The organism is Pantoea sp. X-Soil-YNGN-785 (assembly GCF_059730585.1).
Window position 1 is genome coordinate 1 of sequence record NZ_AP035944.1, and the last position, 18,746, is coordinate 18,746.

An 18,746-nucleotide genomic window follows, 5' to 3' on the forward strand; every position below is an offset into this window, starting at 1 on the left:
CTGATGCCTGTTCAATATACTCAAACTGAATGGACTGCGGCCACAGAGCTCAAGAGATCCTCTTTTACAGCTGACCATAAATTTCCGAAAACCATTCCACCACCTGAGACAAAAAATCCAGGTTTTTGGCATTTTCCTAAAAAATTGGCAGGTATGCGCTTTTTGTGTAGTATGCAAAAAACATTAACGTAGAGGGGCTTATGAAGCGTGATTATGGTGGAGTGCTGGAGATGGCAACACGTGCCAACTCCATGTTACATGGACTCAGTGACCACATTGAGCAGCAGCGTCAGGAATTTAACCAGACAGGTTTTTACCAGACTTTCTCCCGCAATGCTGTTGCTAATATGCCACTGCTGAGTAAGCACGCTGTCGTCGCTGCAATTAGTGATATGGAAGCAGCAGGATACCAGTTTGGTAAAAAGCAAACCGGCAGTACATCGCAATATGCCCTGACCATTCAGAACGTCGTCGACATTTATCAGCATCGTAAAGTACCAAAATATCGCGATCGGCATGATGGCCCCTTTGTCGTGTTTGTTGTCAGCCTTAAAGGCGGTGTCTCTAAAACCGTCAGCACCGTGACGCTGGCTCACGGTATGCGCGCCCATCCTTCAATGCTGCACAATGACCTGCGCATACTGGTTATTGACCTGGATCCCCAGGCATCAAGCACGATGTTCCTGAGCCATACCAACAGTGTCGGTTCTGTACTGGAAACAGCAGCGCAGGCTATGCTCAACGATCTGGATGCAGACCAGCTTCGCGAGCAGTTTATTAAACCTACCGTCATGCCCGGCGTTGACGTTATCCCGGCCTCAATCGACGATGGCTTCGTTGCCAGCGACTGGGAAGAACTGGTTGCTGAACATCTGCCCGGCGTTGCCCCCTCAGAAGTCCTTCGCCGTAATGTGATCGACCGTCTGGCAGGTGACTACGATTTTATTTTCCTTGATACCGGCCCTCATCTTGATTCCTTTATGCTGAATGCGATCGCGGCCAGCGATGTGCTGCTGACACCGACGCCGCCGGCACAGGTCGATTTCCACTCCACCATGAAGTACCTGACGCGCCTGCCAGAAATGCTGGAGCGTATTGAGGCTGAAGGTATCGAACCGCGGCTCAAAGCTAATATTGGCTTTATGTCTAAAATGACCTCCAAGCATGATCACCTGACGTCACAAAGTTATGCCCGTGAGGTATTTACCAAATCGATGCTGGACTGCGGCTTACCGCGTCTTGATGGATTTGAGCGTTGTGGCGAATCCTTTGACACGGTGATCAGTGCCAACCCCGCTTCCTATCCGGGCAGTGCAGACGCCCTGCGAAAAGCCAAATATGAAGCCGAGCAGTTCTCAAGGGCTGTGTTTGATCGCATCGAATATATCAGGAGTACCCTGTGAGCAAACCGATACAGCGCATTGGCCGCAAGTTCGGCGATTCTGCTATTGCGAACATGATCGACAGTAGCAGCCAGTCGCGCACTTTTACGCTGAAGTCAGGTGCGAAGGCGACCTTTGTACGCCAGCTGATCCTGCATGACGATATTGAAACCCGAACCAGCGTTGACCCGAAAATCAATGGACGTGATCAGAGCACGCTGACGCCTGAATCGCTGCAGGAAATCACGCGTACGATTACACTGCAGCAATTTTTCCCGGCCATAGGTCGCGTGAACGGTGACCGAATTGAGATCATGGATGGCTCGCGCCGTCGCGCTGCCTGTATTCTTTCCGGGGCCAGTCTGGAAGTGCTGGTCACCGCGGATGAACTGAGCCTTAGCGATGCGCGTCAACTGGCTGCTGATATTCAGACGGCGAAAGAGCATAACCTGCGTGAATTAGGGCTGCGCTTTATGCTGATGAATGAAAGTGGCATGAGCAAATCAGACATTGCTAAAGCGGAAGGTATCTCAAATGCTAAGGTCTCCCGTGCATTTCAGGCCGCATCCGTACCCGCTGAGTTTATCGAACTCTTCCCGGTCGTTTCTGAGCTGACCCTTCAGGATTATCAGTTGCTGCTTGATGTCTGGGAGGAGGCGAAAGCGGAAGCGATTGATGTCGCCGCACTGGTCAGCAAAATTCAGCAAAAGCTGGAGGCAGATGATGCACTGCAAAACGCTAATGCAGACGAGAAGAAGAGCGCAATCCTGAATGGCTTCAAAAGCGCACGTCGTCAGTTAAAAAAACCTGCACCGGTCAGTAAAACGGTGACGGAAAAGCTGGCAACGTTTACTACGGCCAATACCTATGCGCGTCGTAAAACCAATGATGAGAAGCGCACCGTGCAGTATGAATTCAGTCGTCTGCCGAAAGAGATTGCTGAACAGATTGATGCGTCGATAAGACAGATACTCTCTACGCTTAAATAATCTTCATCACACATTACTGACAATGGAACCGGCCGCTGCGCCGGTTTTTTTATTCCTGCTCTCTAATCATAAAACTCCTCTGCTAATCACATATCACTTAAACATGTTAACGCTTGAACCTGACGCCATTTAGCGTTATAGCTAAAACGGTTTAGCTTTCAGGTTTAATCAGAGGAGTTTTTTATGTCTGTTCGCGTATGGTGCCTCGGGGATGCCGTGGTCGATTTGCTACCCGAAATGCCGGGTAGCCTGATGCAGTGTCCGGGCGGAGCACCCGCTAATGTCGCCGTTGGCATTGCCCGCCTGCAGGGAAACAGCGGTTTTATCGGACGGGTGGGTGCCGATCCGTTTGGTGAATTTATGCGGCAGACGCTCAGTGAAGAAAATGTTGATACGGCCTGCATGATTGCCGATTCACAGCATCGCACATCAACCGTGGTGGTCGGGCTGGATGAGCAGGGCGAGCGCTCCTTTACCTTTATGGTTCGGCCCAGTGCCGACCTGTTTCTTGAACCGTCAGATCTGCCCGAGTTTCATCGCGGGGAATGGCTGCACTGCTGTTCGATTGCCTTAGCGGCGGAACCCTCTCGTACGGCGACGCTGACCGCCATGAAACAAATCCGCGCGGCAGGCGGCCATGTCAGCTTCGATTTAAATCTGCGGGAAGATCTCTGGCCCGACACGGCACTCCTCCATGCGGTGGTGAACGAAGCCCTCAGTCATACGGACGTGGTGAAACTCTCTGACGAAGAGCTCGATTTTCTTAGTCCGGGTCAGGAAGCCGCTGTCAGCATGCCTCAACTGGCCGCCAAATTCAGCATTCGCCTGTTACTGGTGACGCGGGGCAGGGAAGGGGTGATGGCCTGTTATCAGGGCCAGACAACCCACCATGCCACCACGCCCGTTGACAGCGTCGATACTACCGGTGCAGGTGATGCCTTTGTAGCCGGATTACTCTGGGAGCTGGCGAAGTCGGGTCTGCCTGTAAACGAATCACAACTTGCCAGCTATCTGGTGACTGCGCAGCGCTGTGGCGCACTTGCAACCACGGCGAAAGGAGCCATGACAGCACTTCCCTGGCGCCACCAGCTGGACGATCTGGCCGGCTAATCATCCTGTAATGCCCCTGTTTTGGGAGCTATCTCACAATCACTAAACCGGTTTAGCTATTTTCATTGCAGAGGGAAATTACCCGTGGCTATGATTTGCGCCTAAACCGGTTTAGCAAAAATATCGGTGATGATAGCTTCTCCTCAGGGATATAAAAAAATGAAAAAAAGCACGTTAGCCGTCGCCCTCTCTGCAATATTCCTTTCCACATCCGTCTGGGCCGATCCCAGCATGAGCAGCATCGAAGCCCGCCTTGCGGCGATGGAGCAGCGCCTGCAGGCTGCCGAGCAGCGGGCGAATGCCGCTGAAAGCCGCGCAGAGGTCGCCGAAAAACAGGCTCAGATGGCTGAAAGGCAAGCTCATCAGCTGGCAGCGGTGCAGCAGCAGACCCAGACCTCTGCCGCTGAGGTCGCGCAGCGCACTGCGAAACCGGAACAAAAATCTGCCGATGAAGGTGGCTTTGAGTTCCACGGTTATGCCCGCTCAGGATTATTGATGAACAGCTCCGCCGCCAGAACTCAGGGTGGCCCGACCGTAACTCCGGCTGGAGAAACCGGCGGTCACGTTGGGCGTCTGGGTAATGAGCCGGATACCTACGTTGAGCTCAACCTTGAACATAAGCAGACGCTGGACAATGGCGCCACCACCCGCTTCAAAGCGATGCTGGCCGATGGACAGCGCACTTATAACGACTGGACGGCCGCCAGCAGCGATCTCAACCTGCGTCAGGCGTTTGTCGAGCTGGGACAGCTTCCCACTTTCAGCGGTGCGTTCGATAACGCAACGGTCTGGGCCGGTAAGCGTTTTGATCGTGATAACTTCGATATTCACTGGATCGACTCCGATGTGGTCTTCCTTGCCGGAACCGGTGCCGGTATCTACGACATGACATGGAGCGATCAGGCACGCAGCAACATCTCGCTTTATGGCCGTAACTTTGGTGACATCGAAAACAATGAAAACACCGCACAGAACTACATCCTGTCGCTGAATAACTTTGTCGGTCCGGTGCAGATGATGGTCAGCGGTATGCGGGCGAAAGATAACGACGATCGCCGGGATATTGACGGTCTCCGTGTCAAAAGCGATGCGGCAGAAACCGGCGTCCATGCGCTGCTGGGCCTGCATAACGATAGTTTTTATGGACTGACAGAAGGCACGTCGAAAACGGCCCTGCTCTACGGTCATGGCCTGGGCGCTGAGGTGAAGTCGATTGGTTCTGACGGCGCACTGCTACCGGAAGCGGATACCTGGCGGCTGGCGAGTTACGGTACGACGCCTCTTGGCGGTGGCTGGCACATTGCGCCCGCCTTACTGGCACAGCGCAGTGACGATCGCTATGTCAAAGGTGACAGCTATGACTGGGCGACAGTTAACCTCCGGCTGATTCAGGAAATCACGCAGAACTTCGAGATGCAGTATGAAGGCTCTTATCAGTACATGGATCTGCGTCCGGAAGGCTACAACAACCGTAACGCGGTCAGCGGCAGCTTCACCAAACTCACCGTTGCGCCAACCCTGAAAGCCGGTGATGTCGGCGACTTCCTTAAACGTCCGGAGATTCGTCTGTTTGCCACCTGGATGAACTGGGATCACCGGCTGGATAACTATGCCAGTGACGACGCGTTCGGCAGCAAAGGCTTCGATGCCGGCGGCGAATGGAACTTCGGCGTACAGATGGAAACCTGGTTCTGATCGGGCGGCCCCGGCTGCCGGGGCCTGAACGTCACGCGGATAAAAACATAACAAGAGTGAGGTATGTATGGACTATGTAAAAATATCGCGGGCCCTGCTGCCCCTGCTGGGTGGCAAAGAGAACATTGCCAGTGCGGCTCACTGTGCGACGCGGCTACGGCTGGTGCTGGCAGATGATGAAAAAGCGGACACCACCGCGATTGGCCGGATTGAGGGCGTTAAAGGCTGCTTCCGCAACGCCGGACAGCTTCAGGTTATCTTCGGTACCGGTGTGGTAAATAAGGTCTACGCTGCCTTTATCGCCGAAGCTGGCATTAGCGAATCGAGCAAGTCTGAGGCTGCTGATATTGCCGCCCGCAAGCTCAATCCTTTCCAGCGTATCGCTCGTCTGCTGTCGAACATTTTTGTGCCGATCATTCCGGCTATTGTGGCGTCGGGTCTGTTGATGGGCCTGCTGGGGATGGTTAAAACCTACGGCTGGGTCAATCCGGAAAATGCGCTCTACATCATGCTGGATATGTGCAGCTCAGCGGCCTTTATTATCCTGCCGATCCTGATTGGTTTTACGGCGGCACGCGAGTTTGGCGGCAACCCATTTCTGGGCGCGACGCTGGGCGGCATTCTGACGCACCCGGCGCTGACCAACGCCTGGGGCGTCGCCGCCGGTTTCCACACCATGAACTTCTTCGGCATTGAAGTGGCGATGATTGGCTATCAGGGTACGGTATTCCCGGTGCTGCTGGCGGTATGGTTTATGAGCATGCTGGAAAAGCAGCTGCGTCGGGTGATCCCGGATGCGCTCGATCTTATTCTGACCCCGTTCCTGACGGTGATTATCTCAGGCTTCATTGCGCTGCTGATTATCGGTCCGGCGGGCCGTATGCTGGGCGATGGGATCTCTTTTGTGCTCAGCACCCTGATTGCTCACGCTGGCTGGCTGGCGGGACTGGTATTTGGCGGGCTCTACTCGGTGATTGTTATTACCGGCGTGCATCACAGCTTCCATGCGATTGAGGCGGGACTGCTGGGTAACCCGTCTATCGGGGTTAACTTTCTGCTTCCTATCTGGGCAATGGCGAACGTTGCTCAGGGCGGGGCCTGTCTGGCGGTGTGGTTTAAAACCCGCGATGCGAAGATCAAAGCAATTTCGCTGCCCTCGGCGTTTTCAGCACTGCTGGGGATCACCGAGGCGGCTATCTTTGGTATCAACCTGCGGTTTATGAAACCCTTTATCGCGGGTCTGTTGGGCGGCGCGCTGGGCGGTGCCTGGGTGGTATCGGTCCATGTCTATATGACGGCGGTCGGGCTGACCGGTCTGCCGGGCATGGCGATTGTTAAGGCGGGTTCTCTGCTCAATTATGTCATCGGCGTCGCCATCGCGTTCACCACCGCGTTTGTGATCTCTTATCTGCTCAAATACAAAACGGACTCTGAATAATGGCCTCATCAACACGTCTTGCCGCCATTCTGCAGGCGGTGATGCAGGGGATGCCAAAGGCGCTCAGCGACAGCCACTATCCCGGCTGGCATCTGGCACCGGTTACCGGACTGCTTAACGATCCCAACGGCTTCATCCATTTCGACGGTCACTATCATCTCTTCTACCAGTGGAACGCGCTGGGCTGTGCGCATCAGCATAAATGCTGGGGGCACTGGCGCTCAGCCGATCTGCTGCACTGGGAGCATCAGCCCATCGCGCTGATGCCGGATGAGGAGTATGACCGCAGTGGCTGCTACTCCGGCAGCGCGGTCGACGATAACGGCGTACTGACACTGGTCTACACCGGCAACGTAAAATTCGATGATGGCTCGCGTACGGCGTGGCAGTGCCTGGCGCAGCAGAACAGTGCAGGCGGTTTTGACAAGCTCGGTCCGGTCATCGCCGTGCCGGAGGGTTATACCGGCCACGTTCGCGATCCCAAAGTGTGGCGTCACGACGATCGCTGGTACATGGTGCTGGCGGCGCAGAATACGCAGCGGCAGGGCAGGGTGCTGCTGCTGCGTTCTGACAATCTGCGGGAGTGGCAGAATCCCGGCGAGATTGCGGGCAGCGGACTGGGCGGGCTGGATGCCGCGGGTTATATGTGGGAGTGCCCGGACATGTTCACGCTCGGAGACAGCACCTATCTGATCTGCTGTCCGCAGGGTGTTGCGCCCGAAGAGAAGCGCTTTCTGAACAGTCACGCCTGTGCCTGGCTGAGTGGCGACCTGGATTATCAGCAGCCTGCATACCAGCACGGCCCGCTGAACGATATGGATGCCGGCTTTGAATTTTATGCTCCGCAAACCACGCTGACCGCGGATGGCCGGCGTCTGCTGGTGGGCTGGATGGGGACACCAGACGGTGAAGAGATGGCCCAGCCAACCGTGGCGCAGGGCTGGATCCATCAGATGACCTGTCTGCGCGAGCTGAGCTCACGTAACGGGCGTCTCTGTCAGCAGCCCATCGAGGAACTGCAGGCGTTGCGCGAGAATGAGCAGCACTATCAGGGCCGCGCCGATGATGCGCCGCCGATTGCCGCCCAGCGGCTGGAGCTTGAGCTTGAGAGCCAGGGCGACATCGAACTCAATTTCGCCGATACCCTGATCCTGACGTGGCAGCATAACGAACTGCGGCTTGCCCGTCGCAGCCTGATGTCGGGTGAATGGACGTATCGTTACTGGACCGGGGCAGCCCGCCGGTTACAGGTTCTGTGTGACCACTCCAGCGTTGAGATCTTCATCAACGACGGGGAAGGGGTGATGAGCAGCCGATATTTTCCGGACCAGCCGGCGCTGCTGACTCTGCGCGGGCGCGCAGAACTGCAGGCGCGCTACTGGTCGTTACGTCGCTGCATGGTAGAATAAGCCCTTGTTTCCCTAACCGATGTCTTGCCGTGAGAAAAACAAAACGCGTTACCATCAGTGATATCGCCGGGCTGGCCGGGGTTTCAAAAGCCACTGCCAGCCTGGTGCTCAACGGCCGTGGCGAAGAGTTACGGGTCGCGAAGGAGACGCGTGAGCGGGTGCTGAGGCTGGCCCGCGAACACCATTATCAGCCCAGTATCCATGCGCGGATGTTGCACGACGCCCGCAGTCATACGCTGGGGCTGGTAGTACCGGAGATCACCAACCACGGTTTTGCAGCTTTCTCTCATGCGCTGGAAAATCTCTGCCGTGCGGCGGGTCTGCAGTTGCTGATCGCCTGTACCGACGAAAATGCCGGTCAGGAACGGGTCGTGGTCAACAATCTGGTGGCGCGTCAGGTCGACGGCCTGATTGTTGCCTCCAGTATGCTGACTGACAGCGACTATGTCAGCCTCAGCGAACAGCTGCCGGTGCTGCTGTTTGACCGCCACATGAACAACACGACGCTGCCCTGGGTCATCACCGACTCCGTGACGCCCACCGCTGAGCTGGTTGAAAAGCTGGCGCGCGCCTGTCCGGAGGAGATCTACTTTATGGGCGGACAGTCCGATCTTTCTCCGACTCAGGATCGTCTGGCGGGATTCAGAGAGGGGCTGGCGCGGGCCGGTGTAACGCTGCAGCCGGAGTGGGTAATCCAGGGGAACTACCATCCCGGCAGCGGTTACGAGATGTTTGCCGCACTATGTCAGCGGCTGGGGCGTCCACCTAAAGCAATTTTCACTGCCGCCTGCGGCCTGCTGGAAGGGGTACTGCGCTACATGAGTGAGCATCACCTGCTGACCGGCGATATCCGCATCGCCAGTTTTGATGACCACTATCTCTATGATTCACTCTCGATTCCTGTCGACACCGTAGAGCAGAATGTTCCGGCGCTCGCGCAGGCCTGTTTTTCTATGCTGACCACGATGATCGCCGGAAATGATCCAGCAGACAGCCAGCTGGTGCTGCCCGCCACGTTGCGCCTGCGCGGCTAATCGCCGGGCGCTTCTGGCCCCGGCGGCTTCACCACTTGACCGGCAGGGCGCTGACACCACGCAGGTTGGCTCTGTGATTGCGGCGAACCCCGGCGGTTACCGGCCGCATTGCTGGCAGTCGGGTCAGCAATACCTCTAGCGCCACCTCCATTTCCGCCAGTGCCAGCCGGTAGCCCATACAGTGATGTATCCCGCCACCAAATGCCAGGTTGCGTCCCTCATGTCGCCGGATATTGACCCGCTCCGGCGAGGTAAAGACAAGCGGGTCGTGATTGGCTGCGCCCAGACTCAGAAAAAAGCGTGTTCCTGGCGGAATGAGCTGGCCTGCCACCTCAATTTCTTCCAGCGTCGTGCGGTACAGCATCTGGACCGAACTGTCGTAACGCAGACACTCCGCTATGGCATCAGGTATCAGCGCATGATTCTGTTTCAGGCAAGCCAGTTCCTGCGGATGGTCATGCAGAGCCAGGAGAGTATTGCAGAGCATATTTGAGGTGGTCTCATGGCCGGCAATAAACAGCAGTATCACATTGGCGATGATCTCATCGTGACTTAGCCGGTCGCCATCGCTGCTGCTGCGCAGAAAAAGGGACACCAGATCGCTGGCCGTGCTGTCACGCCGGGCGACGATCATTGCGCTGAAGTAACGCTCCAGTACGGCAAACGCATCGGCGGCTTCCAGCAGATCCGACTGGCTGATTTGCGGGTCGAACACTTTGACCAGTACAGACGTGAGCCGACCCAGTTCAGGCGCGTCAGACTCAGCAAGATCCAGCATCCCGCAGATAATGCGTACCGGTAACGGAAAAGCGAATGCCTGGGCCAGATCGCAGTCGCGATGACCTGCCAGCGCATCAACCAGGTCATGAGCGACACTCAGCGCCATCTCCCGGAGTGGTTTAATTTCCCGGGCGCTGAATGCCTTCATAACCAGTCCTCTTAATCGGTTATGATCCGGCGGATTCAGCACCAGAAACATTCTGCTGATGCCCTGAAACAGCGGCATGTCGGCGGCAGCATCACCAAACCTTAACCTGACACTTTCCATATAATTCTTGCCGACCCGCCGATCGTTCAGCAGTGCCTCCACCACCGCGTGACTCCCGCTGATGATGATCTTATCCCCGGCAGGAATAAGCGGGCCCTGCCGATGCAGTTTCCGATAAAGGGGAAACGGATTGTCAGTGTATTCGGGGTTCATCAGTTCATGAAGCTGCATAGCTCACTCCACGGCTTAAGGATTAATGCGAGCGCTGAATGCGGGCGAGAGAAGCGAAAAGGTTGTTTTTATCACTTTCGCTGAGGTGAGACGCCGTGAGCTGTGACATCAGATACGCTTTGTCCTCCTGCGAGAAGCTGCCGGTCATCAGGCGCTGGCTGATCGCAGCCAGGAGCTGGGTATCCAGCCGTTCAATCTGCTGCCGGGTCCCGGCCAGATCGGTGACGGGTACGTCACTTTCCGGTGCTGAGAGCCAGTCAGCCCGATAGCGATACTGAATCGCTTTGCTTGCGTTCATCAGAGCATGGACAAAAGGCTCAACCGATTGAGGTTCAAGTCCTGCCTGCTGCGCGTTTTGCAGCATCTTTTCCAGAACAACCTGCTCACGAGGCAGATCCTCAACGGGTAAATGATGCTGCGCTTTATAACCCGCCACAGCCTTCATGACCTGCATGCGTTCATTTAATGCGGTGGAAAGCGCGTCGAGTGATACGGAAGAAACCGAACCTGCGAAAACGTTGCTGCACATGAACAGTGAAGAGAGAAAAACTGCCACATATTGCGTCATTTGCCTGCTCCATAAATGAAAACTGGCACTAATTTACACATGAAAAAATAACTTATTGTGATTATTTTGTTTTCAAAATGTGAACAGGCAGAGGTGTCTGCTTAGCGTTTACAGGGGTCTGATTCTGATGTGTTTTTTTCACTTTACGTTCATAAAAAATTCATATCAACATGGAATTATGGCGGGTTAATTCAGGTTCAGCTTTACGGTGACAGGCGCTTATCATCAGTGTTTCAGCGTCCGGGAATAAGTGGGATTTTTGCCAGAATTCAGGAAAGGTCCCGCCGGGCGGCAGCGCCGCCCGAATCGGTTTATGTGTTTTCAGGGCACGAACACGGCGCGAACGCAGCCATCTTCTTTGTGTTTAAACATCTCATAGCCTCGCGGGGCCTCTTCCAGTGGAAAACGATGTGTCGCCATAAAAGCCGGGTTCAGCTCATTTCTGGCAACATGCTCCAGCAGACGATGCATGTAGCGTTGCCCGTGCTGCTGGGCGGTACGGATGGTCAGGCTTTTATTAATCATCAGCCCCAGCGGGAACTTATCCATCACGCCATATACCCCCAGAATCGCGATGTTGCCGCCTTTACGGCAGGCATATAACGCCTGGCGCAAGGCTGCACCGACATCCGTTTCCAGATGCAGCATCTGTTTGGTCTTGTCATAGACCTGACTTAATCCTTCACCGCGGGCTTCCATGCCGACAGCATCAATACAGCTGTCCGGGCCGCGCCCGCCGGTTAACTCCAGCAGCGCTTCGTTGACGTCCACCTCGGTGTAATCCAGCGTTATGCTGCCTGCGAAGTCGCGTGCCATGGCCAGCCGTTCAGGATAGCGATCGATACCGATGACCTGATGCGCGCCCATCAGCCAGGCGCTTTGCTGTGCCATCAGTCCGACACCGCCACAGCCCCAGACCACCACGGTGTCACCGGGATGAATATTACAGAAGTCGGCACCCATATAACCGGTCGGCGTCGCATCGGAGAGGAACAGCGCCTGCTCATCGGTTACGCCTTCGGGCACGACGAAGCAATCATTGTCGGCAAAGGGCACGCGAACATACTCTGCGTGTGAGCCTGCATAACCGCCAAACGCGTGGCTGTAAGCGTAAATGCCGCCCGTGGCATGACCGAGCACCGTTTCACCTTTCTCCCACTGCGGATGCGTATTGTCACAGCAGGAGGGCAACTGATGCTGGCAATACCAGCAGGAACCACAGGAGATGAAAGAGGGCACTACGACCCGATCGCCACGCCGGATATTTTTTATCGCACGGCCAACTTCAACTACCTCACCCATGAATTCATGACCCAGAATATCGCCTTCACGCATACTCGGGATCAGGCCGTCAATGACGTGCAGATCGGAGCCGCAGGTGGTGGTGAGCCTGACGCGAATAATGGCATCATGAGGATTGAGCAGACCGGGGTCGGCTACGGTTTCAACACTTAAATCGTTGACGCCATTCCAGCAGAGTGCGCGCATTTATTTCTCCTTATCCTGACGTCCGGCATGACGACCCGCAGGCTGCCCGTGCAGAGTAGGAATTTCACCGGTTTCAGCCAGGCTTTTAAAGCGATGTAACGCTTTGCTGGCCACCTCTTTTGGCAGCAGATCAAATAACGTCGTTACCTTTTTTCCCAGTGCGCCACCCGGCGGCGTGAACTGCAGAGTCAGAGCCAACTCGGTGCCCCATTCCCCCGGCGCCGGGCGAAGGCGCAGTTCACCTTCGTTAGGAATGTCTGCATCCTCAAGCGAGCGCCAGGCAATCACTTCGCCTGGCTGCGCTTCGACAATGCGGGTATCCCAGCGGTAGTGCTTACCCAGTGGGCCCTCAATCTGCCAGTGTGCATCGCTTTTATTGACCGGCGTCACGCTGGCAAAGTGGCTCATAATGCGGGGCAGGGTATCGGGCTCAAGCCACAGGTTAAAAAGCTCGGTAGCGGGCAGGCCCACAGTAATCCAGCGCCGTAGCGTGAGGGTATTGTCACTGGCGGTAGTCAGAGATGTTGTCGTCAAAACGTCCTCCGATAGTTCTCTCAGTGGCACAAAATCACTGATTTTGAGTTAAGAACAGCTGGCGGAATTTTGCGAGCGAAGCCGCGCCCTGCAGGTCATCTCTGCAAGGCTATAAAGCTTCTGCGATGCATGCCGGGTTATGCGCACAGTAAGCCGTCATGCCTGTCGGATAATCGGTATAATACGTGCCGCCGGTTTCATCATTTTTAGCAGCAAAAAGAGGCAGATATGTCTGTAACTGAAACGTCAGCCAGTGGTAAAAATGTCGCGGAACTCGTCGGAATTCTGGAAAAACAGGCGTCAAACCGTGCGGATGCCAACTGGCACAACGGTCTGAAAAGCAGCACCAGAATCGCACTGGAAAAAATTAATCATGCGGTTGAGGCAAAGTGGATCGGCGCAGAAGAGGGTCTGAACCTGAAGCAGCGCGTTTACAGCATTCAGGATGAATTGATTGAGCTGGCGCTGTGGTGATTTAAATGGCCCGGCGCTCCGCCCGTAAATCAGCGGGGGTAAAAAAGTGATATTTCAGCACGCAGCGCCGTCCGGCATTTTGCGCGCTTCGCAGAGACGGCGTATTGCCGGGCAGAATGGTGCCGGTCAGCATCGCATCATGACCGCAGTAATGGTGAAGCTGCTGCAGCAAACGCTGCTGAGCGCGTGCAGCGAGTCCACGGCCCTGATACGCCGGCAGAATCACCTCATCCATGATCTGAAATCCTTCAATAAAGGCCAGTTGTCGCGGCACACAAATCATCAGCCCCGCCACCATGCCCTGCCAGAGGATCAGAAACACATGCCCCCCGGCAATATCGTCTCGTAATTCCTGCCTGCTGGTGGCCAGCAACTGATCCCGCAGATGCGGCAGCGTGTGCCAGCTGGCATGATAAGCGCGGTTAATGGCGGAGCTACAGAGGGGATAATCTTTCCGGCAGGCCGTAATCAGCGAAATCTCGTCATCGTCAGACGCGGAGTGTGAGCCTGGAACGCTGAGGTAAATCAGCTGATCGGTTATACCAATATCAGGATCCGTGGCCGGCAGCAGAATACGCATCTTCAGCGGCCTGATCGTTTGCCACTCACGCATGATGGCGGCTGCGGCTGCGTAATCCAGTACGCCATCACGGGCCACGATCTCAATAAAAGGCTGAGCGGGGTCGCCCCCCAGATAGCGCGGGCCGGTGAGAAAACGCTGGCCGTTAATCGTCAGTTCGCGCTGCAAAAACGTGTGCTGGGGCAGGCCGGTTTCACGCCAGGGAAAGGCGGCGGAGAAGTGATGATCGTGGCAACGGGCCTGCTGCTGCGCCAGCCAGCGGGTAAGCCAGTCGCTGAGACATTCAGATGAGACAGGCACATTACGGTAGAGCGATACCATATAATTCAGCATAAGATTCCTTATTGCCCGCCGTCAGTAATCTCCTGCCTCTCTGCGTACACGACAGAATCGTGCCGATAAGGCTGCTGAGAGTGTAAACGATGCGTTCGCTTTATGACCATCACCATCGCATCGGTCAGCACGAATATTTTAACGTTTCATAAAGATTCCGGTCCTGCCGCACACACGTTCTCATGCCTAAAATGCAGTCAGATAAACGTCATCATCCTGTGCGCTTATTATCACCGCCGGCTTGCTGATTAAAAAAACAAAGCGCATTTTCCCGGCTTTTGGCACGTTACGCAAACATGGTCAAATTAATTGATGCAATAGGGCTAAGTTGCCCGAAAATTAAATGAAAAATAAAATATTCCTTTTTTACGAAAATATTACGGAATCAGATAATCGGCGGCCGGTAAATGTATTATGCTAAACAGGCTGTTCAATAATTATAAAATGCACGATCTTTTTTTAACACCCGGGGGTCATATGGTCCATATTGATTTATGTACCAAAGAGGGCGTGATGAAGGCTTATGCTTTCCAGACGCCCATGCAGGCGATGAGTCTGCTGGATAAAATTAAAGATGACGAATTTCAGTGGTTTAATATGGAGTGGGAAGGGTGTCGCTTTACCTGCCCGCATCAGTTTATTAAAAGACTCAGCAGCCGTTCTTATATTAAGTCGTTCTGGCGTTAATCCGACCGCAATGATTAATCCTGTGCCTGACTGCGTATTCACGACGCGGATTTAATTTAACTGTTTTACGGGCATTTCATTCATGATGATAAACGGGGCAGATTCTGCCCCGTTATTTTTCGTGCCTGCAGCACCTCATGCTGGCGCTTGGCGATAATAAGGCGTCTCACCTGAGCCGGTCGCGGCTTAATCCGTTTCATTATTACAGCTTAATTATTTTGGGCTGCTGTTTATCCGTGCCTGAGAAATGCTCAACAAGGCCTTATGCCAGCCTGTACGGATTTGTCCTGCGCCCGGCAATGCAGCGTGATCCACTGTAAATCCTCTTCTGTTCTTCCCTTGACGTTAAGCATCAACTGTTACACTCAGGTGATACTTCATCCGGATCCCGACTGCAATGTTCCATGAAAAAATGCGCCTTCGTTCGCTGCTGATTTTGCTTTCCATTGGGGGCGTCATTCTGACCTCCGGTCTGCTGCTGAGTGCGCTGCTGCTGTTTCAGAAGGCCAATATTGAAGACAGCCTGCTTGAAGGAAACATTGCCTATGCCCGCAAACTGGCCGATACCACCGATCGTTACCTGACGACAGCACAACGGGAGCTGGCCTGGAGCGCATCGCAGATCAAAGGCCTTAGCGATCTGAAACAGCTAAAAGCAGAGACCGATCGTCTGCGCATGCAGTCTGGCTTTTTCAACTCGGTGGTGGTGGTTAACCACGATGCCATTATTGCGGCAACTTCACCGGATAGCCTGAATCTGATAGGCGTGAAACTTCACTCAGCAGCCAGTCTGCAGGCTATTGCCACCCGTAAGCCCTTTATCTCCGCGCCCTTTACCTCTGCCGCCGGAAACTATGTGGTGTTTTTATCTCAGCCGCTGTTCAGCGAAAAAGGGGGCTATCTGGGCTATATTGGCGGCACCATTTATCTTAAAAAACAGAGCATGCTGAGCGAAATCCTGAGCCAGCATTTTTATACCAAAGGCTCGACGGTCAGCGTGGTCAGCAATGAGGGGCTGATTATTTTCAGTCACGATCCGGCGCTCGTCGGAACGAAGATGCTGCTGAGCCTGGCGCTGCAGAAGCGTCTGTCCACTACGGAAAGTGGACATTTTACCCTGGAAAATGGGGGGCAAAACTTTCTGACCGGCTATGGCACGCTGCATAAAACCGGCTGGAATGTGTTTATTACCGGCACCTCTGAAACGGTCAGGCATATTCTGCTGCGCACGGCAGAAAGCGCCATCTGGTTCGTTCTGGGCATTATTCTTGTAACAGCCGGCGTGATTGCTTTTATGGCCGGACGGATTGCTTCGCCACTGGAAAAGCTGGCGGACAGGGTTCGGGATGGCGGCAGCGAAGCACAGGCGGAGTCACTCGCCACCGTCAAAACCTGGTATTACGAGGCTGACCGGCTCAAAGAAGCGGTGCAGGAGCATCGCCATGCCGTGGCAGGCCATCTGGCTGCGCTTAACGATGAAGCGATGACCGATCCGCTGACCGGGCTCTGCAACCGTCGCGGATTTACGGCGCTGGCGGCGCAGGCAGACAGTGAGCATGAACAGTGTGTCATCGCGATTGATATTGACCATTTCAAAAAGATCAATGACTGGTATGGGCATGACGCGGGCGATGCGGTCCTGGTGAGCCTGGCGGCGTTGCTGCGTCAGGCCTGCCGAACCGGCGATATCGTCAGCCGGTTTGGTGGCGAGGAGTTTATACTGCTGCTGCCGGACACGACGCTGGCCGATGCTGCCCGCACCGCGGAACGCATCCGCGAGACCGTCTGCGCCACCACCTTCCCGTTCGCCGGTACGATGACCATATCAGCAGGCGTGGCTTCACGGGATGACCAGAGTCGCGATCGCGATGCGCTGTTGCGCCGGGCGGATGAAGCGCTTTATGAGGCGAAAGCGGCCGGGCGCAATACGGTTATCATTGCCGGGCCGGACGGATTCAGTACGCCTGAGTCTGCCAGATAAGATTACGGGGCAGGGAAGACAGAATCAGCACTTACTGCGTAATCGCCAGCCGAGCCACTCATCCAGCGCCGCTTCTGGCAGCGGCCTGGAGTAGAAAAATCCCTGAGCCTGGTCGCAGCCGAACTCGGTCAGCGCCGTAACGGTTTCCGCATTCTCAACGCCTTCAGCCAGCACCATGTAATCAAGGTCCTTGAGCATCGCAATGATACTGCGGGCAATGACGCGCGATGCGGTGTCAGACGAAATTTCACTGATCAGCGAGCGGTCCAGCTTGATCACATCCAGCGGCATGCGCCGCAGATAACTGATGTTACTGTAGCCGGTCCCGAAGTCATCCAGTGAAATACCAAATCCCCGTAGCTTCAGCATCTCAAGCCCCTGCATCGCGGTGGGGCTTTCCAGAATCCGTTCCGTTTCCAGACACTCAATGCCCAGCAGCGAAACCGGCAGCTTCGCTCTTAGCATCTTTTCTTCCAGTTCATCAGCAAAACCGTCACGGGAAAAATCGCTGCTGCTGACGTTAATGGTGATGGGCAGCTGAATATAGCTGTCGCGAAGACGGGACAAACGGGCGATGGCGTGCTCTGTGACCCAGGCGGTCAGCTCGGTAAGCAGTTGGGTTTGCCCGGCAACGGGCAAAAACTGCGCAGGTGAAAGCTCGCCGCGCTGCGGATGCTGCCAGCGGATCAGCGCTTCCAGTCCTATCGGCTTACCGCTGTGAAGGCAGATTTTCGGCTGCCAGGCGAGCCATAACCCTTTATCCTGGCGTATTGCAGTGGCCAGGTCATGCATTAGGGTGAAATCCTGGGTATGGCGCGTATCAGTGGCTTCACTGAACGGCATTGAGGCAACGTTGCGGGTAATGGCTTCATGCAGGGCGCTGACTGCCCGGCGCAGGATCTCCTGAGCAGGCATCTCACCCGTATTGAAACTTGCCTCACCGGTGTGGGTCATCAGCGCAACCGACAGCCCATCCCCCAGATCGGCGCTGATCCCAGCCAGCTTATTGGCCACCCAGCTGGCAGTGAGTCTGCTCTCCTGCCGTGTCAGCAGGGCAAAGCGTCCGGTTGCTACGGTGTAAAGCATTTCTCCCGGGGCAGGACGCAGACGCAGCGGCAGCAGTGTTGCCACATCCTTCAGCAGACTTTCAACCGGCCCCATGCCCATTGAGCGCGCCAGCTCGTAAGCACGCGGCATATCAATACAGTCAATCAGCACCAGCCGCCGTGGCGTGGTGTCGCCGGAGGCGGCAAGGAACTGCAGGTCGCGGATCAGACGCTGACGATTGGGCAGGCCGGTTACCGGGTCAGCAAAGCCAGCCGAGTACCAGGCGTCAAGAAAAGACATCACCAGCGCGGCCAGCATTTTCAGCATCGTCACCTGATCGTCACTGAAGCGATGAGGTGCCGTGTCGGTCACGCAGAGTGTACCCAGAATCAGACCGGTACTGCTTTTAAGCGGCACGCCAGCATAGAAACGGATAAAAGGCGCGCCTGTAATCAGCTTATGGGCAGCAAAACGGCTATCCAGCAGGGTATCGGGCACCACTACCGTACTGTCACTGTCCACGGCATGCCGGCAGAGCGAGTCCTGTCGCGTGGATTGAGTCAGTGTGAAATTGTGCGCTGCCTTGACGTGCTGCATCTCATCATCCAGAACGGAGATAAAGCTGCCGGGAATGCCAATGGCCTGGCTGGCCAGCCGGACGAACTGTCGCAACACATCGTCACGACTCTCGTCGTTACTGCGCAGCGCGTGCAGGGTTCGCGTACGGCAATCGTCGCCGCCGCTGAAGCTCATAAGCATGGATTCCTCCGCACCGGCT

At 55.3% G+C, this 18,746-nt stretch carries 16 protein-coding genes; 10 read left to right on the top strand and 6 right to left on the bottom strand.

What is annotated here, in order from left to right; translation table 11 throughout:
• Positions 1-200: 200 nt before the first annotated feature.
• From AC6I8E_RS21735 to AC6I8E_RS21765, 7 genes are all read left to right on the top strand, one after another.
• The gene (locus AC6I8E_RS21735) at positions 201-1,403 is read left to right on the top strand and encodes an AAA family ATPase (protein WP_013356650.1); all 1,203 of its coding nucleotides are present in this window, start codon (positions 201-203) and stop codon (positions 1,401-1,403) included.
• Positions 1,400-2,371, top strand: a complete 972-nt coding sequence (locus AC6I8E_RS21740) for a ParB family protein (protein ID WP_497824938.1) — start codon at positions 1,400-1,402, stop codon at positions 2,369-2,371. Before AC6I8E_RS21735 ends, AC6I8E_RS21740 begins: the two co-directional genes overlap by 4 nt.
• A 183-nt stretch (positions 2,372-2,554) precedes the next feature.
• Positions 2,555-3,481, top strand: a complete 927-nt coding sequence (cscK, locus tag AC6I8E_RS21745; RefSeq protein WP_497824939.1) for a fructokinase — start codon at positions 2,555-2,557, stop codon at positions 3,479-3,481.
• Between the two features lie 159 nt (positions 3,482-3,640).
• On the top strand, positions 3,641-5,176 hold the full coding sequence (locus AC6I8E_RS21750) for a carbohydrate porin (RefSeq protein WP_497824940.1): 1,536 nt from the start codon (positions 3,641-3,643) through the stop codon (positions 5,174-5,176).
• A 67-nt stretch (positions 5,177-5,243) separates the two neighbouring features.
• Positions 5,244-6,614: a sucrose-specific PTS transporter subunit IIBC gene (locus tag AC6I8E_RS21755; RefSeq protein WP_278495708.1), complete on the top strand. Its 1,371-nt coding sequence runs from the start codon at positions 5,244-5,246 to the stop codon at positions 6,612-6,614.
• Positions 6,614-8,023, top strand: coding sequence for a sucrose-6-phosphate hydrolase (locus tag AC6I8E_RS21760; RefSeq protein WP_497824941.1), 1,410 nt, complete (start codon positions 6,614-6,616; stop codon positions 8,021-8,023). Before AC6I8E_RS21755 ends, AC6I8E_RS21760 begins: the two co-directional genes overlap by 1 nt.
• Positions 8,024-8,052: 29 nt before the next feature.
• Positions 8,053-9,057: a substrate-binding domain-containing protein gene (locus AC6I8E_RS21765; protein ID WP_033785205.1), complete on the top strand. Its 1,005-nt coding sequence runs from the start codon at positions 8,053-8,055 to the stop codon at positions 9,055-9,057.
• Between the two features lie 28 nt (positions 9,058-9,085).
• Here the strand turns inward: AC6I8E_RS21765 and AC6I8E_RS21770 are convergent, their stop codons facing one another.
• The 4 genes from AC6I8E_RS21770 to AC6I8E_RS21785 form a co-directional block, all read right to left on the bottom strand.
• The gene (locus AC6I8E_RS21770) at positions 9,086-10,276 is read right to left on the bottom strand and encodes a cytochrome P450 (protein WP_147789852.1); all 1,191 of its coding nucleotides are present in this window, start codon (positions 10,274-10,276) and stop codon (positions 9,086-9,088) included.
• A gap of 22 nt (positions 10,277-10,298) precedes the next feature.
• Complete coding sequence (locus AC6I8E_RS21775) at positions 10,299-10,844, bottom strand: chorismate mutase (protein WP_147789851.1); 546 nt, start codon at positions 10,842-10,844, stop codon at positions 10,299-10,301.
• Between the two features lie 321 nt (positions 10,845-11,165).
• Positions 11,166-12,332: a zinc-dependent alcohol dehydrogenase gene (locus AC6I8E_RS21780; protein WP_033785209.1), complete on the bottom strand. Its 1,167-nt coding sequence runs from the start codon at positions 12,330-12,332 to the stop codon at positions 11,166-11,168.
• Positions 12,333-12,866 (bottom strand): SRPBCC family protein, encoded by a 534-nt coding sequence (locus tag AC6I8E_RS21785; RefSeq protein WP_049788844.1) that lies wholly within the window; start codon positions 12,864-12,866, stop codon positions 12,333-12,335.
• Positions 12,867-13,094: 228 nt separating this feature from the next.
• On the opposite strand from AC6I8E_RS21785, the gene AC6I8E_RS21790 reads away from it, so the two are divergent.
• The gene (locus AC6I8E_RS21790; protein ID WP_095708309.1) at positions 13,095-13,340 is read left to right on the top strand and encodes a hypothetical protein; all 246 of its coding nucleotides are present in this window, start codon (positions 13,095-13,097) and stop codon (positions 13,338-13,340) included.
• A gap of 1 nt (position 13,341) precedes the next feature.
• Here the strand turns inward: AC6I8E_RS21790 and AC6I8E_RS21795 are convergent, their stop codons facing one another.
• A complete protein-coding gene (locus AC6I8E_RS21795) occupies positions 13,342-14,253 on the bottom strand; it encodes a GNAT family N-acetyltransferase (protein WP_497824942.1) in 912 nt (303 codons plus the stop codon).
• Positions 14,254-14,730: 477 nt separating this feature from the next.
• On the opposite strand from AC6I8E_RS21795, the gene AC6I8E_RS21800 reads away from it, so the two are divergent.
• Both AC6I8E_RS21800 and AC6I8E_RS21805 read left to right on the top strand, forming a co-directional pair.
• A complete protein-coding gene (locus tag AC6I8E_RS21800) occupies positions 14,731-14,940 on the top strand; it encodes a hypothetical protein (RefSeq protein WP_497824943.1) in 210 nt (69 codons plus the stop codon).
• 397 nt (positions 14,941-15,337) lie between these two features.
• Positions 15,338-16,921: a sensor domain-containing diguanylate cyclase gene (locus tag AC6I8E_RS21805; protein WP_147789924.1), complete on the top strand. Its 1,584-nt coding sequence runs from the start codon at positions 15,338-15,340 to the stop codon at positions 16,919-16,921.
• Positions 16,922-16,945: 24 nt separating this feature from the next.
• Here AC6I8E_RS21805 and AC6I8E_RS21810 read toward each other — a convergent pair whose 3' ends face one another.
• Entirely contained in the window at positions 16,946-18,727 is a 1,782-nt protein-coding gene (locus AC6I8E_RS21810) for a GGDEF and EAL domain-containing protein (protein WP_013356630.1), read from the bottom strand.
• Positions 18,728-18,746 lie beyond the last annotated feature (19 nt).

Coding starts and splice junctions, on each gene's coding strand:
- AC6I8E_RS21735 (WP_013356650.1), top strand. CDS start 201: ATGAAGCGTGATTATGGTGGAGTGCTGGAGATGGCAACACGTGCCAAC.
- cscK (WP_497824939.1), top strand. CDS start 2,555: ATGTCTGTTCGCGTATGGTGCCTCGGGGATGCCGTGGTCGATTTGCTA.
- AC6I8E_RS21750 (WP_497824940.1), top strand. CDS start 3,641: ATGAAAAAAAGCACGTTAGCCGTCGCCCTCTCTGCAATATTCCTTTCC.
- AC6I8E_RS21755 (WP_278495708.1), top strand. CDS start 5,244: ATGGACTATGTAAAAATATCGCGGGCCCTGCTGCCCCTGCTGGGTGGC.
- AC6I8E_RS21760 (WP_497824941.1), top strand. CDS start 6,614: ATGGCCTCATCAACACGTCTTGCCGCCATTCTGCAGGCGGTGATGCAG.
- AC6I8E_RS21770 (WP_147789852.1), bottom strand. CDS start 10,276: ATGCAGCTTCATGAACTGATGAACCCCGAATACACTGACAATCCGTTT.
- AC6I8E_RS21775 (WP_147789851.1), bottom strand. CDS start 10,844: ATGACGCAATATGTGGCAGTTTTTCTCTCTTCACTGTTCATGTGCAGC.
- AC6I8E_RS21780 (WP_033785209.1), bottom strand. CDS start 12,332: ATGCGCGCACTCTGCTGGAATGGCGTCAACGATTTAAGTGTTGAAACC.
- AC6I8E_RS21790 (WP_095708309.1), top strand. CDS start 13,095: ATGTCTGTAACTGAAACGTCAGCCAGTGGTAAAAATGTCGCGGAACTC.
- AC6I8E_RS21795 (WP_497824942.1), bottom strand. CDS start 14,253: ATGCTGAATTATATGGTATCGCTCTACCGTAATGTGCCTGTCTCATCT.
- AC6I8E_RS21800 (WP_497824943.1), top strand. CDS start 14,731: ATGGTCCATATTGATTTATGTACCAAAGAGGGCGTGATGAAGGCTTAT.
- AC6I8E_RS21805 (WP_147789924.1), top strand. CDS start 15,338: ATGTTCCATGAAAAAATGCGCCTTCGTTCGCTGCTGATTTTGCTTTCC.
- AC6I8E_RS21810 (WP_013356630.1), bottom strand. CDS start 18,727: ATGCTTATGAGCTTCAGCGGCGGCGACGATTGCCGTACGCGAACCCTG.